Here is a 19,699-nt window from a genome sequence, read left to right as displayed (position 1 = left end):
ATGACCGCCGCGATCTGGCACAACCGCGCCACCGGCCAGCCCGTCACCCGATCCCTGATCGCCTACGACCACTGATCAGTTAGGACTTACTCGTCTAGATGACGAGGGCGCCCTCGATGCGGGCGACCATCGCGTCCTCGGCGTCCACCACGACACCGTCGGCCTCGGCGACCTCGCGGCAGATCGCGAGCACGGCGCGCGGGAACGATGCCGCGTCCTCCGGCGAGCGGGCCGCGAGGATCTTCATCGAGCGGCGCAGGGCTTCCAGGACGAGCGGCTCGATCTCCTCGTCGGTGCCGGCGGGCACGGACGGGCGGGCGGCGCCCAGGACGACGCGCAGGTCGGGCGACAGGTTCGCGAGCGCGCGCAGGCCGGCGAACCGCTCCTCCAGCACGGGGCCGGGGTCGGCGTGGGAAACCAGCAGCATCGCGCCGTACACGGCGGTGCGCAGCGTGCGGCTCTCCTCGTCGGTGTAAAAGATCATGGGCCCTACTCTATGTCGGGACGTCGGTGAACGGTTGTGGCCGTTCCGGCACTTGTTCCGGAACGGTGAGCCCCGGAAGCGTGACCTGCATGAAAACGTTTCGCAGGTGCGCGCTCGCCACGGCCGCGGTCTTGATATCAGGACTCGTGGTCACGCCGGCGGTTGCCTCCCCACCGGCAAATGAGACCACCCTCATCACCGGCGACCGCGTGCAGGTGGTCGCCCGGCAGGGCAAACCACCGAACGTCGTCGTCAAACCCGCTCCTGGGCGCGAGCGGATGCCGTTCCTCAAGACCGTGGACGAGGGCAAGGTGTCGGTCATCCCGTTCGACGCGCAGCAGCTCGTCATCAACGGTGTGCTGGACGCGAAGCTGTTCGACGTCACCAAGCCGACGAGCAAGGTCATCATCCGCCACTCCGACGAACAGCTCACGTCCGTGAAACTCACCGGCAGTCTGTGGCACCAGATCAACCCGGACGCCCCGAACCAAACCGGCGAGCTGCCCGGCATCTCGAAGATCAGCCCTGACCGAATCCTCAAGCCGCTCGACCACGACAGCGTCCGGCAGATCAAGGCACCGAGGGCCTGGCAGCGCGGCCTCACCGCGAAGGGCGTCAAGGTCGCCGTCCTCGACACGGGAGTGGACCAGGACCATCCCGACCTGAAGGGCCGCATCAAGGCCACCAAGGACTTCACCGAGCAGGACGACGTCACCGACGAGCGCGGCCACGGCACGCACGTCGCGGGCATCATCGCCGGCTCGGGGCCCGAGCCGGGTACGGCACCGGAGGCGGACCTGCTGATCGGCAAGGTGTGCGGGCCGTACTCCTGCGAGGAGTCGGCGGTCATCGAGGGCATGCGGTGGGCGGCGGAGCAGGGCGCCAAGGTCGTCAACCTCAGCCTCGGCGGTGACACGACGGACGGCACCGACGAGTTGAGCCTGGAGCTGAACTCGTTGAGCGCCAAGTACAACACGCTCTTCGTTGTCGCGGCGGGCAACGAAGGCGGTGCGGAGTCGGTGAGCACGCCGGCAGCGGCGGACGCGGCGCTGGCGGTCGCGAGCGTCACGAAGGACAACCAGCTCAGCTACTTCTCCAGCCGCGGCCCGCGCACGGACGGTGCCGTGAAGCCGGAGATCAGCGCACCGGGCCACGCCATCGCGGCGGCGCGTGCCCGGGGCACGTCCATGGGCTACCCGATCAACGACCGGCACACCCTGGCCAGCGGCACGTCGATGGCGGCGCCGCACGTGACGGGCGCGGCGGCGATCCTGGCAGGGCAGCACCCCGACTGGTCGCCTGCCCGCCTCAAAGCCGCGCTCACCGGCACCGCGGATCCGATCAACGCCACGGTGTTCGAGCAGGGCACCGGCATCGTGAACGTCGACAGGGCAACGAAAACGCAGCTCACCGCCGAACCCGCCACGCTGAAGCTGGGCACCGGCACGATCACCTACCGCAACGACAGCAGCGCGAAGATCAAGCTCTCGCTCAGCCTCCCCGGCAACGTCAAAGCCGACCGCACCACGATCGAGGTACCGGCCAGGAGCACCGCGACCGCGACGTTCACAGCGACGAAACCAGGCGCAGGCGGCGTGATCACCGCGCGCGACAACAACAACGTCATCCGCACGGCTGTGTCGACACAAAGCAACACGCAAGCCGTCGGCCAGATCAAGGTGCAGTCGATCGACCGCCAAAGCTCCCCGAACGGCACGGGCGGCTACGGGTTCCTGGTGGCAATGGCCAACCACGACAACAAGAAGCTCTACGCGGGCGGCATCGCCAACGGCCGCGCGCTGCAGGGCGAGATACCGCAAGGCCGCTACACGATCTACACCTGGGTACCGAGCCCGATCGACGGCCGTCCGCCGTGGGAACCGTCGCAGACACTCGTGACCAAGGACGTCACGGTCGGCCAGGACGGCGCCGAAGTCACCCTGGACGCCCGCCAAGGCCAACGACTCCAGGGCACGGTCAACGGTGCCGGCGGAACCGGCCTCGTCGGCACGAGCCTCGGCACCCCGAACGGATCGGCGTTCGCGAGCCAGGGCGACGAGGTCTACGTGGTTCCCGGCAGCGCGCAGGGCATGATCTACACGGCCGTGCAGTACCTCAGGAACGTGCCCGGCAGCGCCAACTGCAGCGGCACGACCACCCCGTGCGCGATCGCGCTCAGCAAGGAAAACGCTGTCACCCCAACGCTTCCCAAACCGGCCGACGCCGACTTCGCCAAGGTGACCGCCAAGATCGGCGCGCCAACGGCCACCGGCGACTGGGTCACGTTCACCGAGCACCCGCTGTCCACGCCACCACCGGGAGACGCCGCCGGCGACATCCGGTTCCCCGGCACCCACACGACGTACTACCACTCGGCCGGCGACCTCGAATGGTGGTCGGCTCAGGTCGTGGACCAGCAGGTGCTGCAAGCGCAGACCTGGCGCAAGTACGCCAACGGCCAGGCGTACGAGGAGAAGTGGAGCCAGAGCGTCCGAGGCCCCGCCGTCACGTCGACAAGGCATCAGCGCACCGGCAACATGATCACCGCGAACATCGCACTGCTGTCCGACTCGACCCCCGGCCACTACGGCATCGCGGGTGACCAGGGCCTGGAGGGCCACACCGAGCTCCACCGCAACGGCAAGCTCGTCGACGGCCTCACGCATCCGGACGGTGGCGTCTTCCAGGTGCCGCCGGGCAAAGCCAGGTACCGCCTCGAAGCCGCCACGGACCGGGTCCGGACGGCCTGGGAGTTCGACTCGGAGGAAGGCACCGGCCCGCTCCCTCTCACCGCGGTCCGGTTCGAGGCGCGCGACGGCGGCAACCTCCCGTTCCGCCTGGACAAGACCGCCACGGCCGGTCGGACCAAGAAGCTCACCGTGGACGTGTCCTACGACGACGGAAAGACGTGGGAGCGAGGGTCGTACGTCCTGCTCGGCGACCGCGGGGTTCTGCTGAGCGTGAAATCGGGTCCGGTTTCCCTGCGAACACGTGTGATGGACGTCTACGGCAACTCAGGCGCACAAACCATCATCCGTGCGTTGACATAGATTGGAAATGACAACTCAGGAGGATGAGCGATGACGACCACCGCGGCCCGGCCCCGCATCACGGTACGGCGCGTGGTCTTCACGCTCGTCCTTCTGACGGTGACCACGCTGCTGTTCTGGGTGCCGTTCGAGGGCCTGTTCGCGGCGAGCGCGGAGTGGCCGGACCCGGTCCGCCCGATCGCCGCGATCGTCTTCGCGGCCGGTGCCATCGCCATGATCGTGCTGTTCACCCAGCGCAACAGCGACCGTGCCGCACGGATCTCCCAGTTCCTGCTCGGTTTCGTCTGGATCGCGTTCGTCTGGACGTTGATCACCGACGTGCTGAGGCTCGCACTCGCGCTGGGCGGCGTCGAGAACCCGTTCCGCTCCCGCCTGATCGCGGTCCTGCTCGCCGTGCTCATCGTCACCGTCACGATCTACGGCGTCTACGAGGCCATGCGCGTGCCGCGGATCAAGCGCCAGGACGTCGCCATCCCCCGCCTCGACCCCGCGTTCGACGGACTGACCGTAGCGGTCATCACCGACACCCACTACGGCGCCATCAACCGCACGAAGTGGTCGCGGGGAATGGTCGACGCGGTCAACAAGCTCAACGCCGACGTCGCCGTGCACGTCGGCGACATCGCGGACGGCACTGCCGAGCAGCGCCTGGAACAGGCCACCCCGCTCGGCGACGTCAACACCCAGCACCGCTTCTACATCACCGGCAACCACGAGTACTACTCGAACGCGCAGGGCTGGATCGACCTCATGACCCGCCTGGGATGGAAGGCCCTGCACAACGAGCACCACACGCTGGAGCGCGGCGATGCCCGCCTGGTGTTCGCGGGCATCGACGACATCACGGCCGACCACTCGGGCGAGCCCGGCCACGCCGCCGACCTCGCCCTCGCACTGCGCGGGGCCGATGACACCGCCCCGGTCGTGCTGCTCGCGCACCAGCCGTCGGAGATCCGCAAGGCCGTCGACGCGGGCGTGGACCTGCAGCTGTCCGGGCACACGCACGGCGGCCAGATCTGGCCGTTCCACTACCTGGTGCGGCTGCAGCAGCCGGTCGTCGCCGGCCTGAGCAGGCACAGCGACCGCACCCAGCTCTACACCAGCCGCGGCGCCGGGTTCTGGGGCCCGCCGATGCGCGTGTTCGCGCCGAGCGAGATCACCCTGCTGACCTTGAAAGCGGGCTGACTCTCACAGGCCGGTGAGGTGCCCGCTGTCGTTGAACCTGACGAGCCTCGGTGACTTGCCGGTCGTGTAGCGGATGACCGTCAGCGCGGCGTTGTCGTGGTTCAGCGTCAGCCACCGCTCTGGCGGGGCGTCCAGCGCGTCCCGGACCAGCCAGCTGATCAGGAACGAGTGCGTCACCACCAGCACCGGGCCGTCGCCGGGACGCGCGAACCGCGTCTCGGCCTCATGCGCCAGGGCGGGCCCGCGAGTGCGCTCCGACTCGGGGAACTGGTCGAAGAACTCGTCGTGATCAGGGACGAAGTGCGGCACGTAGTCGTCGGCCGCTGCCTCGACCCTGCACGGCACGCGCAGCACTCCGGCGATGATCGACGCGGTTTCGGTGGCACGAGGCAGCGGACCGTGGTGAACGGCCGCGAAACCCGTGCCGCGCAACCGTTCCGCGAGCAGCTCGGCCTGCTTTCGACCGCGTGCGGTCAGCCGGGACTCGTCCTTCGTCGCCTCACCGTGCCGGACCAGATGCAAATCTCTCGTCACGCCGTGCAGTCTGCCTTGATGGCACTCGCGGCGTGATGGGCGTAGGTGGGTCCGGAGCTGTTCCAGTCCTGACCTCGGGTGAGCAGCTGCACGGTGAGGTTTCCGCTGGCCTTGAACTTCCCCGCGCTGACCCACTGGCCGCGCTTGTCGACCTGCTTGATCGCGAACGACGCCATCGGGGTGCCGCCGACGCCGTTGCGGTCGAAGATGTAGTACACGGTCGGGTTACCCCCGACCTCCTCGAGGTTGCCGTTCGGGATGTGCACCGACACGTCGCACGTGCCCGACGCGGCGAACGTCCACATGCCGTACGCGGAGCTGTCGTCACGGCGTGCATCGCCGGACATCGGGATCGACACGAAGGTCGAGCCGCACTTGCCGTCCCCGTGGTCGACCCAGCCCTTCCTGCCGTCGCGGTACGAGCCGACGTTGGTGTAGCCGCCGCAACCGGGGCCCGTCGTGAACGACTTGGCACCACTGGGAGCCCGGTTGCCGTCGTTCGCGGGCGGTGGCCCGGCCGGTGTCGTCGTCGGGATCAGGCCCAGCATGGAGGACGCGAGCGTCGGGTTCATGCTGTTCGACGGCGCCGCAGAGGACTCGTCCGGCAACGCCTCCGGCGGCGTGATCAGGCCGGGCACGTAGCTGTGCGAGGGCTGCGCGAGGTCCGTGCCGCCGTCGCCCGACCCGCCACCGAAGGACACGATCGCCACTCCCGCGAGGACTAGGAGTGCGGTCACGGCGGCGATCGCGGCGATGCGCGGGTTGAGCGGACGGCCCGGTGGCTTCTCCTCCGGCACCGGCAGATCACCGGCCGAGGCCCAGCGTTCGCGGCCCCTGGCGCGCGCGGCCTCCATCAACACTGGGTCCGGCGCCAGATGGCGCTCGGTCGGTGGTTCGTCGGGGAACTCGGTGGGCACGGAGCGCAGTGTGCCAGGGACACAGGGCCACTCGAACGCGTGGTTCTTTCACGAACGTGTCGTTTGAACTCAATGCACCGCACGCTGTGTAGGCCGCTCGGTCGTTTCGTCTACGTTCCGTCACAACGACTGACCAGCAGGGTCCTCGAAAATTGACTGGTGAGTCAAGCTAAGTACCGTCCCGCACCTGCGCACACCGGGCCCGCGGGCCGGAAAAACCGGATCTTGTCCCGGTTTCCTGGTCACGGTCGTGAAACACCTGCGAAACGCCTTGGTCTCGCGGCGTTTCAGAGGGTGCTTTGCCCGCTGTGGCACGAGGTTTAGGGTGCCCGGCATGTCAGGTAGACAGGTAGTCGTGCTGCTGGCCGCCCTCGTGGCCGGCTGCGGCACGACGATCCAGGGTTCCCCCGTCGCCGCTCCGTCGTTACCCACGGCGTCGCCATCGCAGACCGTGACCGTGGTGACGCCACCGCCGAGCAGCAGCGCCGCACCCCCGCCGTCCTCCGCTCCCCCGCCTCCACCGCCACCGGCGAAGTTCGGCAATCCCAACGGCACCGCCGCGGTGCCACCGGAAGCCGCCGCCGAGGACACCTCCAAGCCCACCCGCGTGATCGGCACCGGCACGCCCGCGAGCTGCACATCGCAGGCCGTGGTCGACGCGGTCGCCGCCGGCGGGATCATCACGTTCAGCTGCGGGCCGAACCCGCTCACCATCCCGATGGCCGCCACCGCGAAGGTCCGCACGAACTCCGGCGCGAAGGTCGTCGTCGACGGCGGCGGCCGGATCACGTTGAGCGGCCAGGGACAACGCCGTGTGCTCTATCAGAACACCTGCGACAAGGCGCTGGGCATCACGACCTCGCACTGCCAGGACCAGGACGCGCCGACGCTGGTCGTCCAGAACATCACTCTCGCCGACGGCAACTCGACCGGTGACGCGGCCGAGGGCGGTGGCGGCGGCGCGTTGTTCGTGCGCGGCGGCCGGCTCAAGGTCGTGAACTCCCGCTTCTCCGGCAACAAGTGCGATGCCACCGGCCCCGACCTCGGCGGTGCGGCGATCCGCGTGCTCGACCAGTTCCGCGACGGACCCGTGTACATCACGAGCAGCACGTTCGAAGGCGGTGTGTGCTCCAACGGCGGTGCGTTGAGCAGCATCGGCACGTCGTGGGTGGTGCTCAACAGCCTGATGAAGGGCAACAAGGCCATCGGCCGTGGCGCCAACCCGGCGCGCGGAGGCACGCCGGGCGGCGGCAGCGGTGGTGCGATCTACAACGACGGCAACACGTTCACCCTGCGGGTCGTGGGCTCGCTGATCGAGGACAACCAGGCCAACGAGGGCGGTGGCGCGGTGTTCTTCGTCAGCAACGACAACTCGGGCAGCATGTCCGTGGAGGGCTCCACGTTGCGCCGCAACCCCAGCCTCGGCTTCGAGACCATCAAGGGGATCTTCTACCTCGGCGCGGGAGACAAACCGAAGGTCACGGCCTCGACGATCCAGTGACCCTGCCCGCCACCAGCAACAGCGCCAGCCCGAGCACGCACATCGTCAGGCTGAACCCGTAGACCCAGCGGAAACCGAGCTGCTGGGACGCGCCGAGCAGCGCGCCCGCGATCATGCCGCCGACGATCTGGGTGTTGCTGAACATCGTCGACGCGTGGCCTGGGCGGCCGAGGTCGAGGCTCTGGAAGTAGGTGAGGCCCACACCCATCACGAGCGAGATGACGGTGGCGTGCAACAGCTGTGCGGCCATCACCTGCCAGACAGCGTCGGTGAACAGCATCAGGCCGTGGTAGCTCAACGCGATCACCGCGCCCACGAGCACGAGCTTGTGCTGCGACATGCGGTTCGCCAACGACCCGAACCACAGGATCATCGGGATCTCCAGCGCCGCGCAGAGCCCCATCGCGAGACCGGCGTCTCCCGCGGTGCCGTGCAGCTCGGTCGTGACGAACAGGGGCAGGCCGCTCACCGCGAGCCCGACCGCGCCCTGCAGGAACACGAACGCCGCGGCGACGACCGACATCCCGCCACGCGACGGCCCGGTCTCCTCCTCCTCGACCTTCTCCTCCGGCTCGGCCACGGGGACCGGGAGGGTGAAGGCGAGCACCGCGACGCCGAGCTGCAGCAACGCCGTGGCGGTGAAGAGCCCGACCCACCCGGTCTCGGCGACCATCAGCGCGGCCAGCGGCGGCCCAGCCACCCACGCGACGGACAGGAGCGTGCGCAGGACGCTGACCATCATCGACGGTCCCCGCGAGACCGCGCGGCCGTAGGCGAAGATCTGCGGGAGCAGCGAGGACGTGATCGCCACGAAGATCACGGACGTGCCGAGCAGGAACCAGTAGTCGCGCAGCACGGCGAAGAGGCCGTAGCCGATCGCTCCGGAGACACCGCCCGCGACGAGGAGGTACCGGCGTTGCACCCGGCCGTCCGACAGCTTGCCCATGATCGTGCTGGCGAGCACGGACGCGAGCGGGCTCGCGATCAGGAACGCACTCAGCTGAACCGGCGTGACCTTGACCTCGGAGGTCAGGAACAGCGAGTTGAACGGCATTGCGAACGCCATCGAGACGCCGGAGACGACGCTGATGACGGAGAGTTGGAGGAACGTCCGGGAAAGGAGCGGCGAGGAGGATCGCTCGCTGAGTGCCGTCACCACGCCATCGTGCGTGTTGACTGGTGAATCAGGAAACCAGATTTCTCATGATGCGGGCAAGATCTCACACAACGACGATCGCGCCGTCCCTTCGGTGATCTGCACCACCCCTGAGCAGCCCGGATCCGGTCATTTCGACGACCTGGCAACCGCCGAAGAACATGCTCGGAGCGCGGAAGAACGTCACCGGAAGCTCGCTTTCCGGTTTGATTCCCGGTTCCACGTGAAGATGATCTCCACTGAGGTGCAGGCGTGGCGCGTCGACGGCGACCTGGGCCGGCATGCCGCGGTCGAGGACGTTCACGAGCACCTGCAGGATCGCGCCGCAGATCCGGCTGGAACCCGCGCTGCCGAGCACCAGTTCGGCACCGCCGTGGTTGGTCACCACGGTCGGCGCCATCATCGACGGCAACCGGTCGCCCGGCGCGTGGCTGAAGAACCCGTCCGGTGACAGGTCCTCCTCCCCCATCATGTTGTTCAGGTGCACGCCGGCGATGGAGATCCCCGAGCCCGCGCCGTTCGTCGTCGTGACCGAGCACGCCGTGCCGTCGGCGTCCAGAACCGAGATGTGCGTGGTGGAGCCGAGGCGGTTCAGGTGCGTCTTCGGCGTGGCCATCGCGCGAATGAGGTCCTGCTGCGACGGGTTGTCCGGCAACGCTTCCAGCATCTGCGTGAGCAGCGCGCCACCCGCCGCGGGTGGCGGGTTCGTGTGGATGTCACGGCCACGGTGCCGCACGTGCAACGGCTCTCTGAGCGCGACTTCGTAGGCCGCGAGGTCCGCTTTGGTGAGGCCGCCGCCGTTCGAGGTGATCGAGTCGGCGATCGCGACCGCGATGTCGCCGGTGTAGAACGGGGCCGCGCCGTCGCTGCCGAGCCGTTCGAGGGCGTCGGCGAGCTCGGGCTGGACGAGGAGCTCGCCTTCCTCGAAGGCGTTGAGGCCCGCGCTGTGGGCGAGCGGCAGCAGCAACGACGTGACGTAGGCCTGGTACCGGTTGACCCGGTGGCCTTCACGGGCGTGCTTCGCCGCGATGGTGACAAGTTCGTGCAACGGCGCCCTGCCGTAGGTGGCGGCCTTCGCGGCACCGGCGGGCATGCCGTAGGCGGCCACGGACGACGGTCCCACGTGGAATTCCTGCTGCGCGTCACCGAAGTGGACGATGATGGGGTCGAGCGGGGCCTTGTCGCCGTTGCTGTCGCGCCCTGGGGCCTCGGCGGAGAAGTCGAGCAGCACAGGGGTTTCACCGGCCGGTGCGATCATCATGTATCCGGCGGCGCCGAGACCGGTCAGCAACGGCTCGGTGACGCACGACGTGAGCATCGCCGCGACGGCCGCGTCCACGGCGTTCCCACCGGCACGCAGCATCGCCGCGCCCGCCTGTGCGGTGAGCGGGTGGCCCGCCGCGATCGCGCCTCGCACCGTTGACCTCCACGAAGAGAAGGCAAACAACGGTAGACCTGTATGCGATCAGCGAGCCACCCGACCCGCTTTCTACTTCTTCGTCGCGGTGTAGTTCCGGAAGTTGATGTAGGTGTCGAGGATGTCCGACGACGCGCTCTCGACGGACCGGTAGATGCCCCACTTCGGGCGGACGTAGTCGCCCTCGTCCGGGATCCGGACGCCGGAGCGCTTGCCCTGCACCGCGATCGGAGCGTTCGCCCCCGTGCCGTTGCGCAGCACGAAGCCGACCGTGCCGCTGGAGCCCGGCGTGATCGTCCACTCGACGGTGACCCACTTGTCGCGCAGCGGGGCCAGGTTCGTGGAGGCGATGTCCGGTGCGCCGGACGTGGCGAACGCGCGCGCCCGGATGGTCTCGGTGCTACCGCTGCGGCTCAGCGACAGGGTCGTCCACGGGCCGCCGTTGGTCTTGGGCGTCTTGGTCTGGAAGATGTGCGTGAATTTGCTGGTGCCGTGCAGCGAGGACGGCATGTACATCTCGTACGAGATGACCCACGTCTCGCCGTTCTTCATCTTGATGGCGCTGCCGTTGCTGACCATGCCCTTGGACTCGGTGCGCTGGCGGTCGCCGCCGCCGGTGGTGTCGCGGTCGTCCTTCCAGATGTTGAACCGGTAGTGGTCGCCCTCGACGACGATGTACTTGCCCTTGCGGCTGGGGAACTTGTTGCCGCGGTCGACCTCGATGCCCTCGAACGCCTTGAGGCCGTCGGTCTGCGGGTTGGGGTTCCACGCGGGAGCGAGAGCGGCCGCGGGGCTCACGGTGACGAGCATCAGGGCTGCGGCCGTGAGGGCTGCCCTGCGGGTGATGCGCGATTCCATCGTTCGGTGCGTCCTTCCTGGCGGCGTACGACAGGGGAGCACATCGGGCGGCGGAGAGCGATGTCCTTACGTCACCGAAGGTAGGAGGTCTTGGCCTGCGGTGTCAACGAAAGTGCCACCGAATGACGGAAGTTGCCAAGATTCATCGGAGCTTGAGCGCCACCGAGGGTTGAGGGGCCGGGCGAAACGGGTATTTCGACGACCATGGAGTGGATCACTCGGCTGATGGAGACGCTGGGCTCACCCGGCGCGGGGCTGGCGGTCGCGCTGGAGAACGTGTTCCCGCCGGTGCCGAGCGAGGTGATCCTGCCGCTGGCCGGGTTCACCGCCGGTCAGGGCAAGATCTCGCTGATCGCGGCGGTCCTGTGGACCACAGCGGGCTCGGTCGCCGGCGCGCTCGTGCTGTACGGCCTGGGCGCGTGGCTCGGGCTGGAGCGGATGCGGCGGATCGCGGACAGGCTGCCGTTCGTCACGGTGTCCGATGTGGACAAGGCCGACGAGTGGTTCGACAAGCACGGCATCAAAGCCGTGTTCGCCGGCCGGATGGTGCCGGTCGTGCGCAGCCTGATCTCCATCCCCGCCGGGGTGTCCGGGATGCCGATCGCGAAGTTCACGCTCTACACCGCGGCGGGCAGCCTGGTGTGGAACACCGCGCTGATCCTCGCCGGCTACGCGCTCGGCGAGAACCACCAGCTGGTCGACCGCTACCTGGGCTGGGTCTCGACGGCGGTGCTGGTCGCGCTGGCCATCGCCATCTCCTGGTTCGTGATCTCCCGCGTCACAGCACGCCGTTCGTAGACCACCGACGCCAGCGCGATCGCCAGGCCCGCCAACGACAGTCCGACACCCACCCACGCCGTGGAGGTGTAACCCCAGCCCGCCGCGATGGCCAGGCCGCCGAGCCACGCGCCCGCGCCGTTGGCGACGTTGAGCGACGAGTGGTTGGACGAGGACGCGAGCGACGGCGCGTCCGGCGAGGCGTCCATCAGCCGGATCTGCAGGGCGGCCGCCAGGATCTGGATGACGAAGCCCAGCAGGAACAGGAAGAGGAACATGAGGACCGGAGTGCTCGCGGTCAGTCCGAAAAGGACCAGGATCACGCACACCGCGATCAGGCCGCCGAACACCGAGCCCATCGCGGACCGGTCCACGAACCGGCCGCCGAACGTCGCGCCGAGCGTCATGCCGAGGCCGAACACCGCGAGCATCCACGGCACGACCGAAGCGGGCAGGCCGGCGACCTCGGTCGTCAGCGGGGCGACGTAGGAGTAGACGGCGAACATGCCGCCGAAGCCGATCATGCCGGTGAAGATCGCGAACCACACCGTCGGGCGGCCGAACGCGCGGACCTCGCTCTTCATCGACGCGCCTTCGACCCTCTGCAGCCTCGGCACCCAGAGCGCGATCGCCGCCGCCGTGATCACCGCGATCACCGCGACCGCGAGGTACGCGGTGCGCCAGCCGATCTGCTGGCCTGCCGCCGTTGCGAGAGGTACGCCAACGAGGTTCGCCACGGTCAGTCCGACCATGACACGCGCGACCGCTGTGCCGCGCCGTTCGGGAGCAACGAGCGTGGCGGCGACAACGGCCGCGATACCGAAGAACGCGCCGTGCGGCAGCCCGGCGACGAACCGTGCCACCAGCAACAACGTCTTGTCCTGAGCGGCGGCCGACAACCCGTTGCCCAGGGCGACCGCGAGCATCAGGCCGATCAGCATGCCCTTGCGCGGCAGCTTGGCCCCGAGCACCGCGATCAGCGGCGCGCCGACGACGACTCCGGCGGCGTAGAGGCTGATGGCGTGGCCCGCCTCGTAGTCGGGGATGTGGAAGGTCTCCGCGATCTGCGGCAGCAGTCCCATCGTCGCGAACTCGGTCGTACCGATGCCGAACCCGCCGAGCGCGAGAGCGGCCATGGCGCGGGTGGTGTTCACTGCTGCTCCGAGGCTCGGGTTAGTTAGCTACCGGAACGATTTTACGGTCGTTCTGACGCGCTTCAGAAGCCTCTGGCGCGGTGAAGCCCATCACGCCTGAACGAGATGAGGGGAGCTTTCATCAACCTCAGGCTGATGAAAGCTCCCCTCATCAAGAGAGCACGCGGTGGATCAGATGCCGAATTGGATCAGATCCTGGGGACCTCGACGAAGGTCCTGCCGTTGAGCGGCTGCGGCGCACGGGCGTTGCCCGCGGTGAACAGCCCCTGGAAGCGCGCGATGGTCGCGGCCGTCACGTGCTGCTCGCCGGTGAGGTACCACTCGACACCCTCGGTGAACGGCGCCGTGGTGAGCGAGCCGGTGTAGTGCAGCGTGTGGTGGTTGAGCGGCAGCAACCGGTTGAGGTTGACGGGCTCGATGTCCACCGGCTCACCGCACTCGGGCGCGAGCTTCGCCAGGACGTCGTCCACGACGGAGTGTGACCCGATGACCAGCGGAACGCCGACCACCAGCAGCTTGCCCGCCGCACTGCGGTGCACCAGGTGCATCTCCAGCGGCGTGTTGCGGCCGAGGAACTGGTGCTCGGACGGCGTGTGGAAGTGGAACTGCACCAGGTCGTACCGGGTGCCGGCGACGGTGACGTGGCCCGATCCGGGCTCGACCTCCGCCTCCTCCGTCTCCTCGTGGTCGCGGGTCGTGCAGCCGTCCGGCTTGTCCGCGTCCTTGCGGATGTACTTCAACTCCAGCGCGGAGACCCCGTACGTGACGTCGAGCTTGGGCGCGTGCGGATCGAACCGGATCGCGTTGGGCGTGACGTTGACGGGACTCTGCTTCGGTGTCCCCGACTCAGCCGTGCCAACCGCGAAGAAGGTCGCGGCGAGCACAAGCGGCAAGAGAGCCGGAAGGGACCGTCGTAGGTTCATTCGCTCACTTTTCACCCGATCGAGTGAAAAGGGCACCGAAGTGTGGCCACGCTCTCACGGTTCCGTATTAATTCCCGGTCTCAATTGGACTCCAGCCCTCTATAGCGCCTGGTCAACGGGGGAGATCTGGACGACTTCGGGGCAACGATTGGTGAACAAAGGCGTTCTTGATCTCGATTGTCCGATTCGCTCATATTTGCCGGTTTCGAATTGAGCGACCTGGCTCGCCACAAGTTCAACGCGTGCTACAGGATTGACTGATGGGGTTGAGCGAGCTCATCGCGAAGTACGAGGTACCGGGAGCACAGGTCGCCGTGCTGGCCAACGGGGAGATCCAGGACGAGGCCGCAGGCGTGCTGAGCCTGCACACCCAGGTCGAGACCACGACCGACTCGGTGTTCAAGATCGGCTCGATCACCAAGATCTGGACGGCCACACTGATCCAGCAGCTGGTGAACGAAGGCGTTCTGGAGCTCGACCGTCCCGTCCGCGACCACCTGCCCGGTTTCCGGCTGAGCGACCCGGCCGCCACCTCGGCGCTGACCGCCCGCCACCTGCTCACCCACACCGGCGGCATCGACAGCAACCACTTCACCGACACCGGCACCATCGAGGAGTTCGTCGCCGCCCTCGCCGACGCGGACCACTGGTTCCCGCCCGGCACCGTCTTCTCCTACTCCAACAGCGGGTTCGTGGTGCTCGGCCGGCTCGTGGAGGTGTTGCGCGGCAAGCCTTTCCACGACGTGCTGCGCGAGCGTCTGGTCACGCCGCTGGGTCTGCGCACCGTCGCCACCAACGCGGACGAGGCGATCCTGCACCGCGCCGCGGTCGGTCACGTCGAGTCCGTGCCCACGAAGAAGTGGGCGGTCGCCTTCTCCACGGCACCCAGCGGCTCGCACCTCGCGATGAGCGCACGCGACCTGCTGGAGTTCGTCCGCCTGCACCTCACCGACCCGGCGCTCGCGGCACTGCGCGAGCCCCAGCTCGACTCGGTCCCGGACTTCGGCGACGGCGTCGCCGGCTGGGGACTCGGCTGGATGCTGTACCCCGGCGGCGTCATCGGCCACACCGGCGTCTCCAAGGGACAGAAGGCTTTCCTGCGCGTCGACCCGTCGGCTGGTCTGGCGGTGGCCGTGCTGACCAACAGCACGAACGGCGAGCAACTGGCCCACGAGATCTTCAGTGAGGCAGGCATCGAGGCGGAACCACCACCTGTCCCGCCCTCGAACCCCGCACCCGTTGACGACTGGATGTGCGGCACCTACCGCAACACCCTGTACGACATCACCCTGACGATCGAGGACGACCAAGCGTTCCTGATCTACCGCCCGCGCAACGAACTCGCCGCGTCCTTCCTCGGCAAGCCCGAGAACCGCGTCGAGGTCGTCCGCCTGGGCGACAGCACGATCATCACCACCGACGGCCGGCGGGTCCACTCCCTGGTCGGCTCCGACGAGAACGGCCGCGCCAACTTCCTGCACAACGGCGCCGCCGCGTGGAGGATTGCCTGATGGTCACCGTCGCCGACGTCCGCGCCGTGGCACTGTCGTTGCCACGCACCACCGAACACCTCATCCGCGACCGCGTGAAGTTCCGCGTTGGCCAGATCGTCTACGCGGCCCTCTCCCGCGACGAAACCGTGCTGGGCTTCGGCTACCCACGAGAGGAACGCGAAGCCCTGGTCGCGAGCGACCCCGTCAAGTTCGCGTTCCCGAGCCAGTCCGACATGCGGTTCCAGTGGGTGCACGCCTCCATGGCCGAGCTCGACGTCGAGGAGATGACCGAGCTCGTCATCGGGGCTTGGACGATGTGCGTGCCCAAGAAGGTGATCCGCGCCCACCTCGGTGAGGATTATCTTTAGTCAACACTGAATCTATAGAGCTGGCTGTCCTTCAGCGCACAGGCAGCCGACCCCTCGTTCGATCCACTCCTGCCCTGCCCACTCGGGGTGCCGCTCGACCAGCACCGCACGCACCTCGGCCACGACGTCCGCTTCCTTCATCGCCGAGTCGCGCCGGCGCCAGGTCTCGTCCCGCAACTCGCGCAGGTAGTCCCGCACGCCCTCCAACACCTCCGGACCACCTGTTGTCCCGTGCCCCGGCACGACGACCCGAGGCTCCGCGGCGATCAACCGGCCCATCACCTCGATCCACGCGATGCCGGACACGTCGGTGTCGTGCGGCGGGAACCACGGGAAGATCGCGAACTGCCCGGTCTCGGCCAGGTCGCCGGTGAACAGCACGCCCGCGTCCGGCACCTCGATCACCTGGTCTCCCAGCGTGTGCCCGCGCCCGGTCGGCCGCAGCACAACGGTCCGGCCGCCGAGATCGAGTGAGTGCACCCCGTCGAACACCACGTCCGGCACGGGGATCGTGACGTCCGCCAGCCGTTCGGCGATCGCGCCACCGAGCCCGCGGAACATCTCCAGGTAACCGGATCCCTTGCGCGCCAAGTCATCGGCCTGCGCGCGGTTCACCACGTACGAGCCCTCGAACACGGACGCACCGAACGCGTGCTCCGGGTGGAAGTGCGTCGTCGTCAGGTACAGCCGCCGCCCGCGAGCCACCTCCGACGCGAACGCGAGCACGTCGGAGGCGTTGGCAACACCCAGTCCCGTGTCCACCACGAGGACGGCCTCTCTGCCGCTGATGACGCCGATGTTGGGCACGAGGCCGACGTGGTTGTTCGGAATCACCACGACGTCGGAGGCGATCTCGACGGCATCGGAAACCTGGACGACGGGGTCAGGAACGTTCATGCTCCTACCCCACCGCCGCACCACCGGGTTCGTCCAAGACCGGCTCGGTGCACCCGATACCGGACGAGTATCGTGGCTGATCATGGAGCTGCGGACGCTTCGCTATTTCGTCGCGGTCGCCGAGGAGCTGCACTTCGGCCGTGCCGCGCACCGGCTCCACATGAGCCAGCCGCCGCTGAGCCGGGCGATCAAGCACCTCGAGACCGACCTCGGCACCACGCTCTTCCACCGCTCCCCCGCCGGCGTCACGCTCACCGACGCCGGCCACACCCTGCTGCACGAGGCCCAGGCGCTGCTCGACCAGGCCGACCGGATCCGCGCCAAGCTCGCGCGGGCGACCATCACCGTCGGCATCCTCGCCGACCACGGCGCCGCCGCACTCGCCGCCGCGTTCCGGCGCCGGCACCCCCACGTCGAGATCCGCATCCGCGAGGCCGACCTGACCGATCCCACCTGCGGCCTGCGCTCCGGCCAGGTGGACGTCGCCCTGACCCGCGGCCCGTTCGACTCGACCGGCCTGAAAACCCTTGTCCTGCGCCGAGACCCGGTCGGCGCGGTCCTCAGGGCGGACGATCCGCTCGCACAACGGGACGGTCTCACCATCCAGGACCTCGCCGGCCGGGACTGGTTCCAGTTCCCGGAAGGCACCGACGAGATCTGGCAGAGCTACTGGAACGGCGGCGAACCCCGCAGGGGACCGACCGTCCGCGCGGTCCAGGAGTGCGTCCAGTCCGTGCTGTGGAACGGAACCGTCGGCCTGGCCCCGCTCGGTCACGACCTGGGCGAGCTGAAGGTCGTGCCGCTGGCGGACATGCCGCCCAGCCCGGTCGTGATCGCGTGGAAGAGGGATGACCCGCTGACCAGAGCCTTCGTCGAGGCAGCGACTCAGGCGTACGGGTCTGCCTGACTTTACATCTCACCCCTACTTGTCAAACCGGTTTACATCTCCTACCGTTTTGTAAAGCCGACGGGAGGAACGAGATGATGACAGGCACTGTCACGCCCGGTTCGACCGAGCAGTGGAAGGACGGCAAGCGCTACCTGTGGCTGATCGGCCTGGTGGTCCCGTCGCTCGCCTTCGCGGCACTGGGGCTGCACTCGCTGACCGGGTGGGGTGTGTGGCTGTGGACCGGGCCGATCGTCGTGCTGGTGATCGTTCCGGCCATCGACCTGATGGCGGGCCTGGACCGCTCGAACCCGCCTGACGAGCTGATCGAGGCGCTGGAGCAGGACCGGTACTACCGGTGGATCACGTTCTTGTACCTGCCGGTCCAGTACGCGGGCTTCGCGACGGCGTTCTGGGTGATCGCGACCGGCGATCTGTCCGTTGTGGACAAGGTCGGTCTCGCGGTGTCGATCGGCTGCATCGGCGGTATCGGCATCAACACCGCACACGAGCTGGGACACAAGAAGGAGAGCCACGAGCGCTGGTTGTCGAAGATCGCACTGGCGCAGAGCTTCTACGGCCACTTCTACATCGAGCACAACCGCGGTCACCACGTGCGCGTCGCGACGCCGGAGGACCCCGCCAGCGCACGGGTCGGCGAGAGCTTCTACCGGTTCTGGCCGCGCACGGTCGCCGGGTCGGTGAAGAGCGCCTGGCACCTGGAGAAGAAGAGGTACGGCCGACGTGATCGTCATCCGTACCGGATCGGCAACGACGTGCTCAACGCGTGGCTGATGTCGGCGGTGCTGTGGGGCGCGATGCTCTGGTGGCTGGGGCTCGGAATCCTGCCCTACCTGGTGTTGCAGGCCGTGGTCGGCTTCTCGTTGCTCGAGGTCGTGAACTACATGGAGCACTACGGGATGCTGCGGCAGAAGGTCGGGACACCCGGCCGTGTCCGCTACGAGCGGGTGAATCCCAGCCACAGCTGGAACTCCAACAACATCGCCACGAACGTCCTGCTGTACCACCTGCAGCGGCACAGCGACCACCACGCGAACCCGGTGCGGCGCTACCAGACGCTGCGGGACTACGAGGAGTCCACGGTGCTGCCCACCGGCTACGCGGGCATGATCCTGCTCGCGCTGGTGCCGCCGTTGTGGCGCCGCGTCATGGATCCGCGGGTGCACGTCCACTTCGAGGGCGACATCAGCCGGGCGAACATCCACCCGCCCGCACGGGCGAAGGTGCTGGCGCGCTACCCGCTGCCGCAGGCGCCGGCCGGCTCGGCACCGGCGCCCGACACCACCGTCGTGCCCGGCGGCGACGCCGAGGGTGGCCGTTGCCCAGGATGCGGTTACGTTTACGACTCCGCGGTCGGCGCTCCGCGCGAGGGGTTCCCGGCGGGAACGCCGTGGTCGGCGGTGCCGGACTCCTGGTGCTGCCCGGACTGCGGGGTGCGGGAAAAGGTCGACTTCGTCGCCATCGGAGCCCCATGACAGCACTGCGCGACGCGATCGTGTCGGTCACCGCCAAGCTCATCACGGACCAGGGCTGGCAGGCGGTCACCATGTCGCGACTGGCCGCCGAGCTGAACGTGAGCAGGCAGACCGTCTACAACGAGGTGGGTGCCAAACCCCAGCTGGCGGAGGCCGTCGTGCTCGCCGAGCTCGAACGCTTCCTCGCGGTGGTGACCGACGCCTTCGACAAGCACCCCGCCGACGTCCTCACCGCGATCCACGCCGCCGTGCGCGGCGTGCTGGAGCTGGCTCGGGACAACGCCTTGCTGCACGCCGTCGTCTCCGCGACGCACGGAGCGAACACGGAACTGCTGCCGCTGCTCACCACTCACACCGACGGGTTGCTCGACGCGGCGAAAGCCGTTGTGTCGCGCTGCCTGCGGAGCTACGAGCTGCCGCTGGAGCCGCCCCAGCTCGAGATCGCGGTGGATCTGGTCGTCCGGCACGTGCTCAGCCACGTGATGCAACCGTCGAGCTCACCGGCCGAGACGGCCGACGCGGTGACGTGGGCCGCGGCGAAGTTGCTGTCGTCAACTACGCGGCCCTGAAGGGCCGAGCATGAGGACTCGATCCCATGGGCGT

Annotated in this window: 18 protein-coding genes; 9 read left to right on the top strand and 9 right to left on the bottom strand. The window is 68.3% G+C overall.

Annotation, left to right across the window (positions count from 1 at the left end):
* Positions 1-94 precede the first annotated feature (94 nt).
* Complete coding sequence (locus tag FXN61_RS11415) at positions 95-484, bottom strand: hypothetical protein (protein ID WP_167972997.1); 390 nt, start codon at positions 482-484, stop codon at positions 95-97.
* 89 nt (positions 485-573) lie between these two features.
* Between FXN61_RS11415 and FXN61_RS11410 the strand changes: the two genes are divergently transcribed.
* The gene (locus FXN61_RS11410; RefSeq protein ID WP_167972995.1) at positions 574-3,534 is read left to right on the top strand and encodes a S8 family serine peptidase; all 2,961 of its coding nucleotides are present in this window, start codon (positions 574-576) and stop codon (positions 3,532-3,534) included.
* 30 nt (positions 3,535-3,564) lie between these two features.
* Positions 3,565-4,719: a metallophosphoesterase gene (locus FXN61_RS11405; protein ID WP_167972993.1), complete on the top strand. Its 1,155-nt coding sequence runs from the start codon at positions 3,565-3,567 to the stop codon at positions 4,717-4,719.
* Positions 4,720-4,722: 3 nt separating this feature from the next.
* Here the strand turns inward: FXN61_RS11405 and FXN61_RS11400 are convergent, their stop codons facing one another.
* On the bottom strand, positions 4,723-5,253 hold the full coding sequence (locus FXN61_RS11400; protein WP_312877658.1) for a histidine phosphatase family protein: 531 nt from the start codon (positions 5,251-5,253) through the stop codon (positions 4,723-4,725).
* On the bottom strand, positions 5,250-6,170 hold the full coding sequence (locus tag FXN61_RS11395; protein ID WP_167972991.1) for a hypothetical protein: 921 nt from the start codon (positions 6,168-6,170) through the stop codon (positions 5,250-5,252). Before FXN61_RS11395 ends, FXN61_RS11400 begins: the two co-directional genes overlap by 4 nt.
* A 334-nt stretch (positions 6,171-6,504) precedes the next feature.
* Here FXN61_RS11395 and FXN61_RS11390 point away from each other — a divergent pair, with 334 nt between their 5' ends.
* A complete protein-coding gene (locus tag FXN61_RS11390; RefSeq protein WP_167972989.1) occupies positions 6,505-7,671 on the top strand; it encodes a hypothetical protein in 1,167 nt (388 codons plus the stop codon).
* Here FXN61_RS11390 and FXN61_RS11385 read toward each other — a convergent pair.
* The 3 genes from FXN61_RS11385 to FXN61_RS11375 all read right to left on the bottom strand — a co-directional run bounded on the left by FXN61_RS11385 (position 7,649) and on the right by FXN61_RS11375 (position 11,102).
* A complete protein-coding gene (locus FXN61_RS11385; protein ID WP_312877657.1) occupies positions 7,649-8,827 on the bottom strand; it encodes an MFS transporter in 1,179 nt (392 codons plus the stop codon). The genes FXN61_RS11390 and FXN61_RS11385 overlap by 23 nt on opposite strands.
* A gap of 64 nt (positions 8,828-8,891) precedes the next feature.
* Entirely contained in the window at positions 8,892-10,244 is a 1,353-nt protein-coding gene (locus tag FXN61_RS11380) for a gamma-glutamyltransferase (RefSeq protein WP_223165401.1), read from the bottom strand.
* Between the two features lie 72 nt (positions 10,245-10,316).
* The gene (locus FXN61_RS11375) at positions 10,317-11,102 is read right to left on the bottom strand and encodes a hypothetical protein (RefSeq protein WP_246291281.1); all 786 of its coding nucleotides are present in this window, start codon (positions 11,100-11,102) and stop codon (positions 10,317-10,319) included.
* A 204-nt stretch (positions 11,103-11,306) separates the two neighbouring features.
* On the opposite strand from FXN61_RS11375, the gene FXN61_RS11370 reads away from it, so the two are divergent.
* Positions 11,307-11,900, top strand: a complete 594-nt coding sequence (locus tag FXN61_RS11370) for a DedA family protein (RefSeq protein WP_167972985.1) — start codon at positions 11,307-11,309, stop codon at positions 11,898-11,900.
* Here the strand turns inward: FXN61_RS11370 and FXN61_RS11365 are convergent.
* Positions 11,807-13,033, bottom strand: coding sequence for an MFS transporter (locus FXN61_RS11365; protein WP_312877656.1), 1,227 nt, complete (start codon positions 13,031-13,033; stop codon positions 11,807-11,809). The genes FXN61_RS11370 and FXN61_RS11365 overlap by 94 nt on opposite strands.
* Positions 13,034-13,221: 188 nt before the next feature.
* Entirely contained in the window at positions 13,222-13,917 is a 696-nt protein-coding gene (locus FXN61_RS11360) for a carbonic anhydrase family protein (protein WP_167972983.1), read from the bottom strand.
* Positions 13,918-14,216: 299 nt separating this feature from the next.
* Between FXN61_RS11360 and FXN61_RS11355 the strand changes: the two genes are divergently transcribed.
* Together FXN61_RS11355 and FXN61_RS11350 are read left to right on the top strand one after the other, a co-directional pair.
* Positions 14,217-15,467, top strand: a complete 1,251-nt coding sequence (locus tag FXN61_RS11355) for a serine hydrolase domain-containing protein (protein WP_167972980.1) — start codon at positions 14,217-14,219, stop codon at positions 15,465-15,467.
* On the top strand, positions 15,467-15,817 hold the full coding sequence (locus FXN61_RS11350; protein WP_030472290.1) for an MmcQ/YjbR family DNA-binding protein: 351 nt from the start codon (positions 15,467-15,469) through the stop codon (positions 15,815-15,817). The genes FXN61_RS11355 and FXN61_RS11350 overlap by 1 nt, the downstream gene beginning before the upstream one ends.
* Positions 15,818-15,829: 12 nt before the next feature.
* Here FXN61_RS11350 and FXN61_RS11345 read toward each other — a convergent pair whose 3' ends face one another.
* Positions 15,830-16,714, bottom strand: coding sequence for an MBL fold metallo-hydrolase (locus FXN61_RS11345; protein ID WP_167972978.1), 885 nt, complete (start codon positions 16,712-16,714; stop codon positions 15,830-15,832).
* An 82-nt stretch (positions 16,715-16,796) separates the two neighbouring features.
* Here FXN61_RS11345 and FXN61_RS11340 point away from each other — a divergent pair, with 82 nt between their 5' ends.
* From FXN61_RS11340 to FXN61_RS11330, 3 genes are all read left to right on the top strand, one after another.
* Positions 16,797-17,621, top strand: coding sequence for a LysR family transcriptional regulator (locus FXN61_RS11340; RefSeq protein ID WP_167972976.1), 825 nt, complete (start codon positions 16,797-16,799; stop codon positions 17,619-17,621).
* Between the two features lie 74 nt (positions 17,622-17,695).
* A complete protein-coding gene (locus tag FXN61_RS11335) occupies positions 17,696-19,096 on the top strand; it encodes a fatty acid desaturase (protein WP_376770624.1) in 1,401 nt (466 codons plus the stop codon).
* Positions 19,093-19,665 (top strand): TetR/AcrR family transcriptional regulator, encoded by a 573-nt coding sequence (locus tag FXN61_RS11330; protein ID WP_167972974.1) that lies wholly within the window; start codon positions 19,093-19,095, stop codon positions 19,663-19,665. Before FXN61_RS11335 ends, FXN61_RS11330 begins: the two co-directional genes overlap by 4 nt.
* Positions 19,666-19,699: the final 34 nt, after the last annotated feature.

The organism is Lentzea indica (genome assembly GCF_012184385.1).
Lineage (GTDB): Bacteria > Actinomycetota > Actinomycetes > Mycobacteriales > Pseudonocardiaceae > Lentzea > Lentzea indica.
The sequence above is the reverse complement of the archived record's forward strand: the minus strand, read 5'-3'. Positions and strand labels throughout refer to the sequence as shown.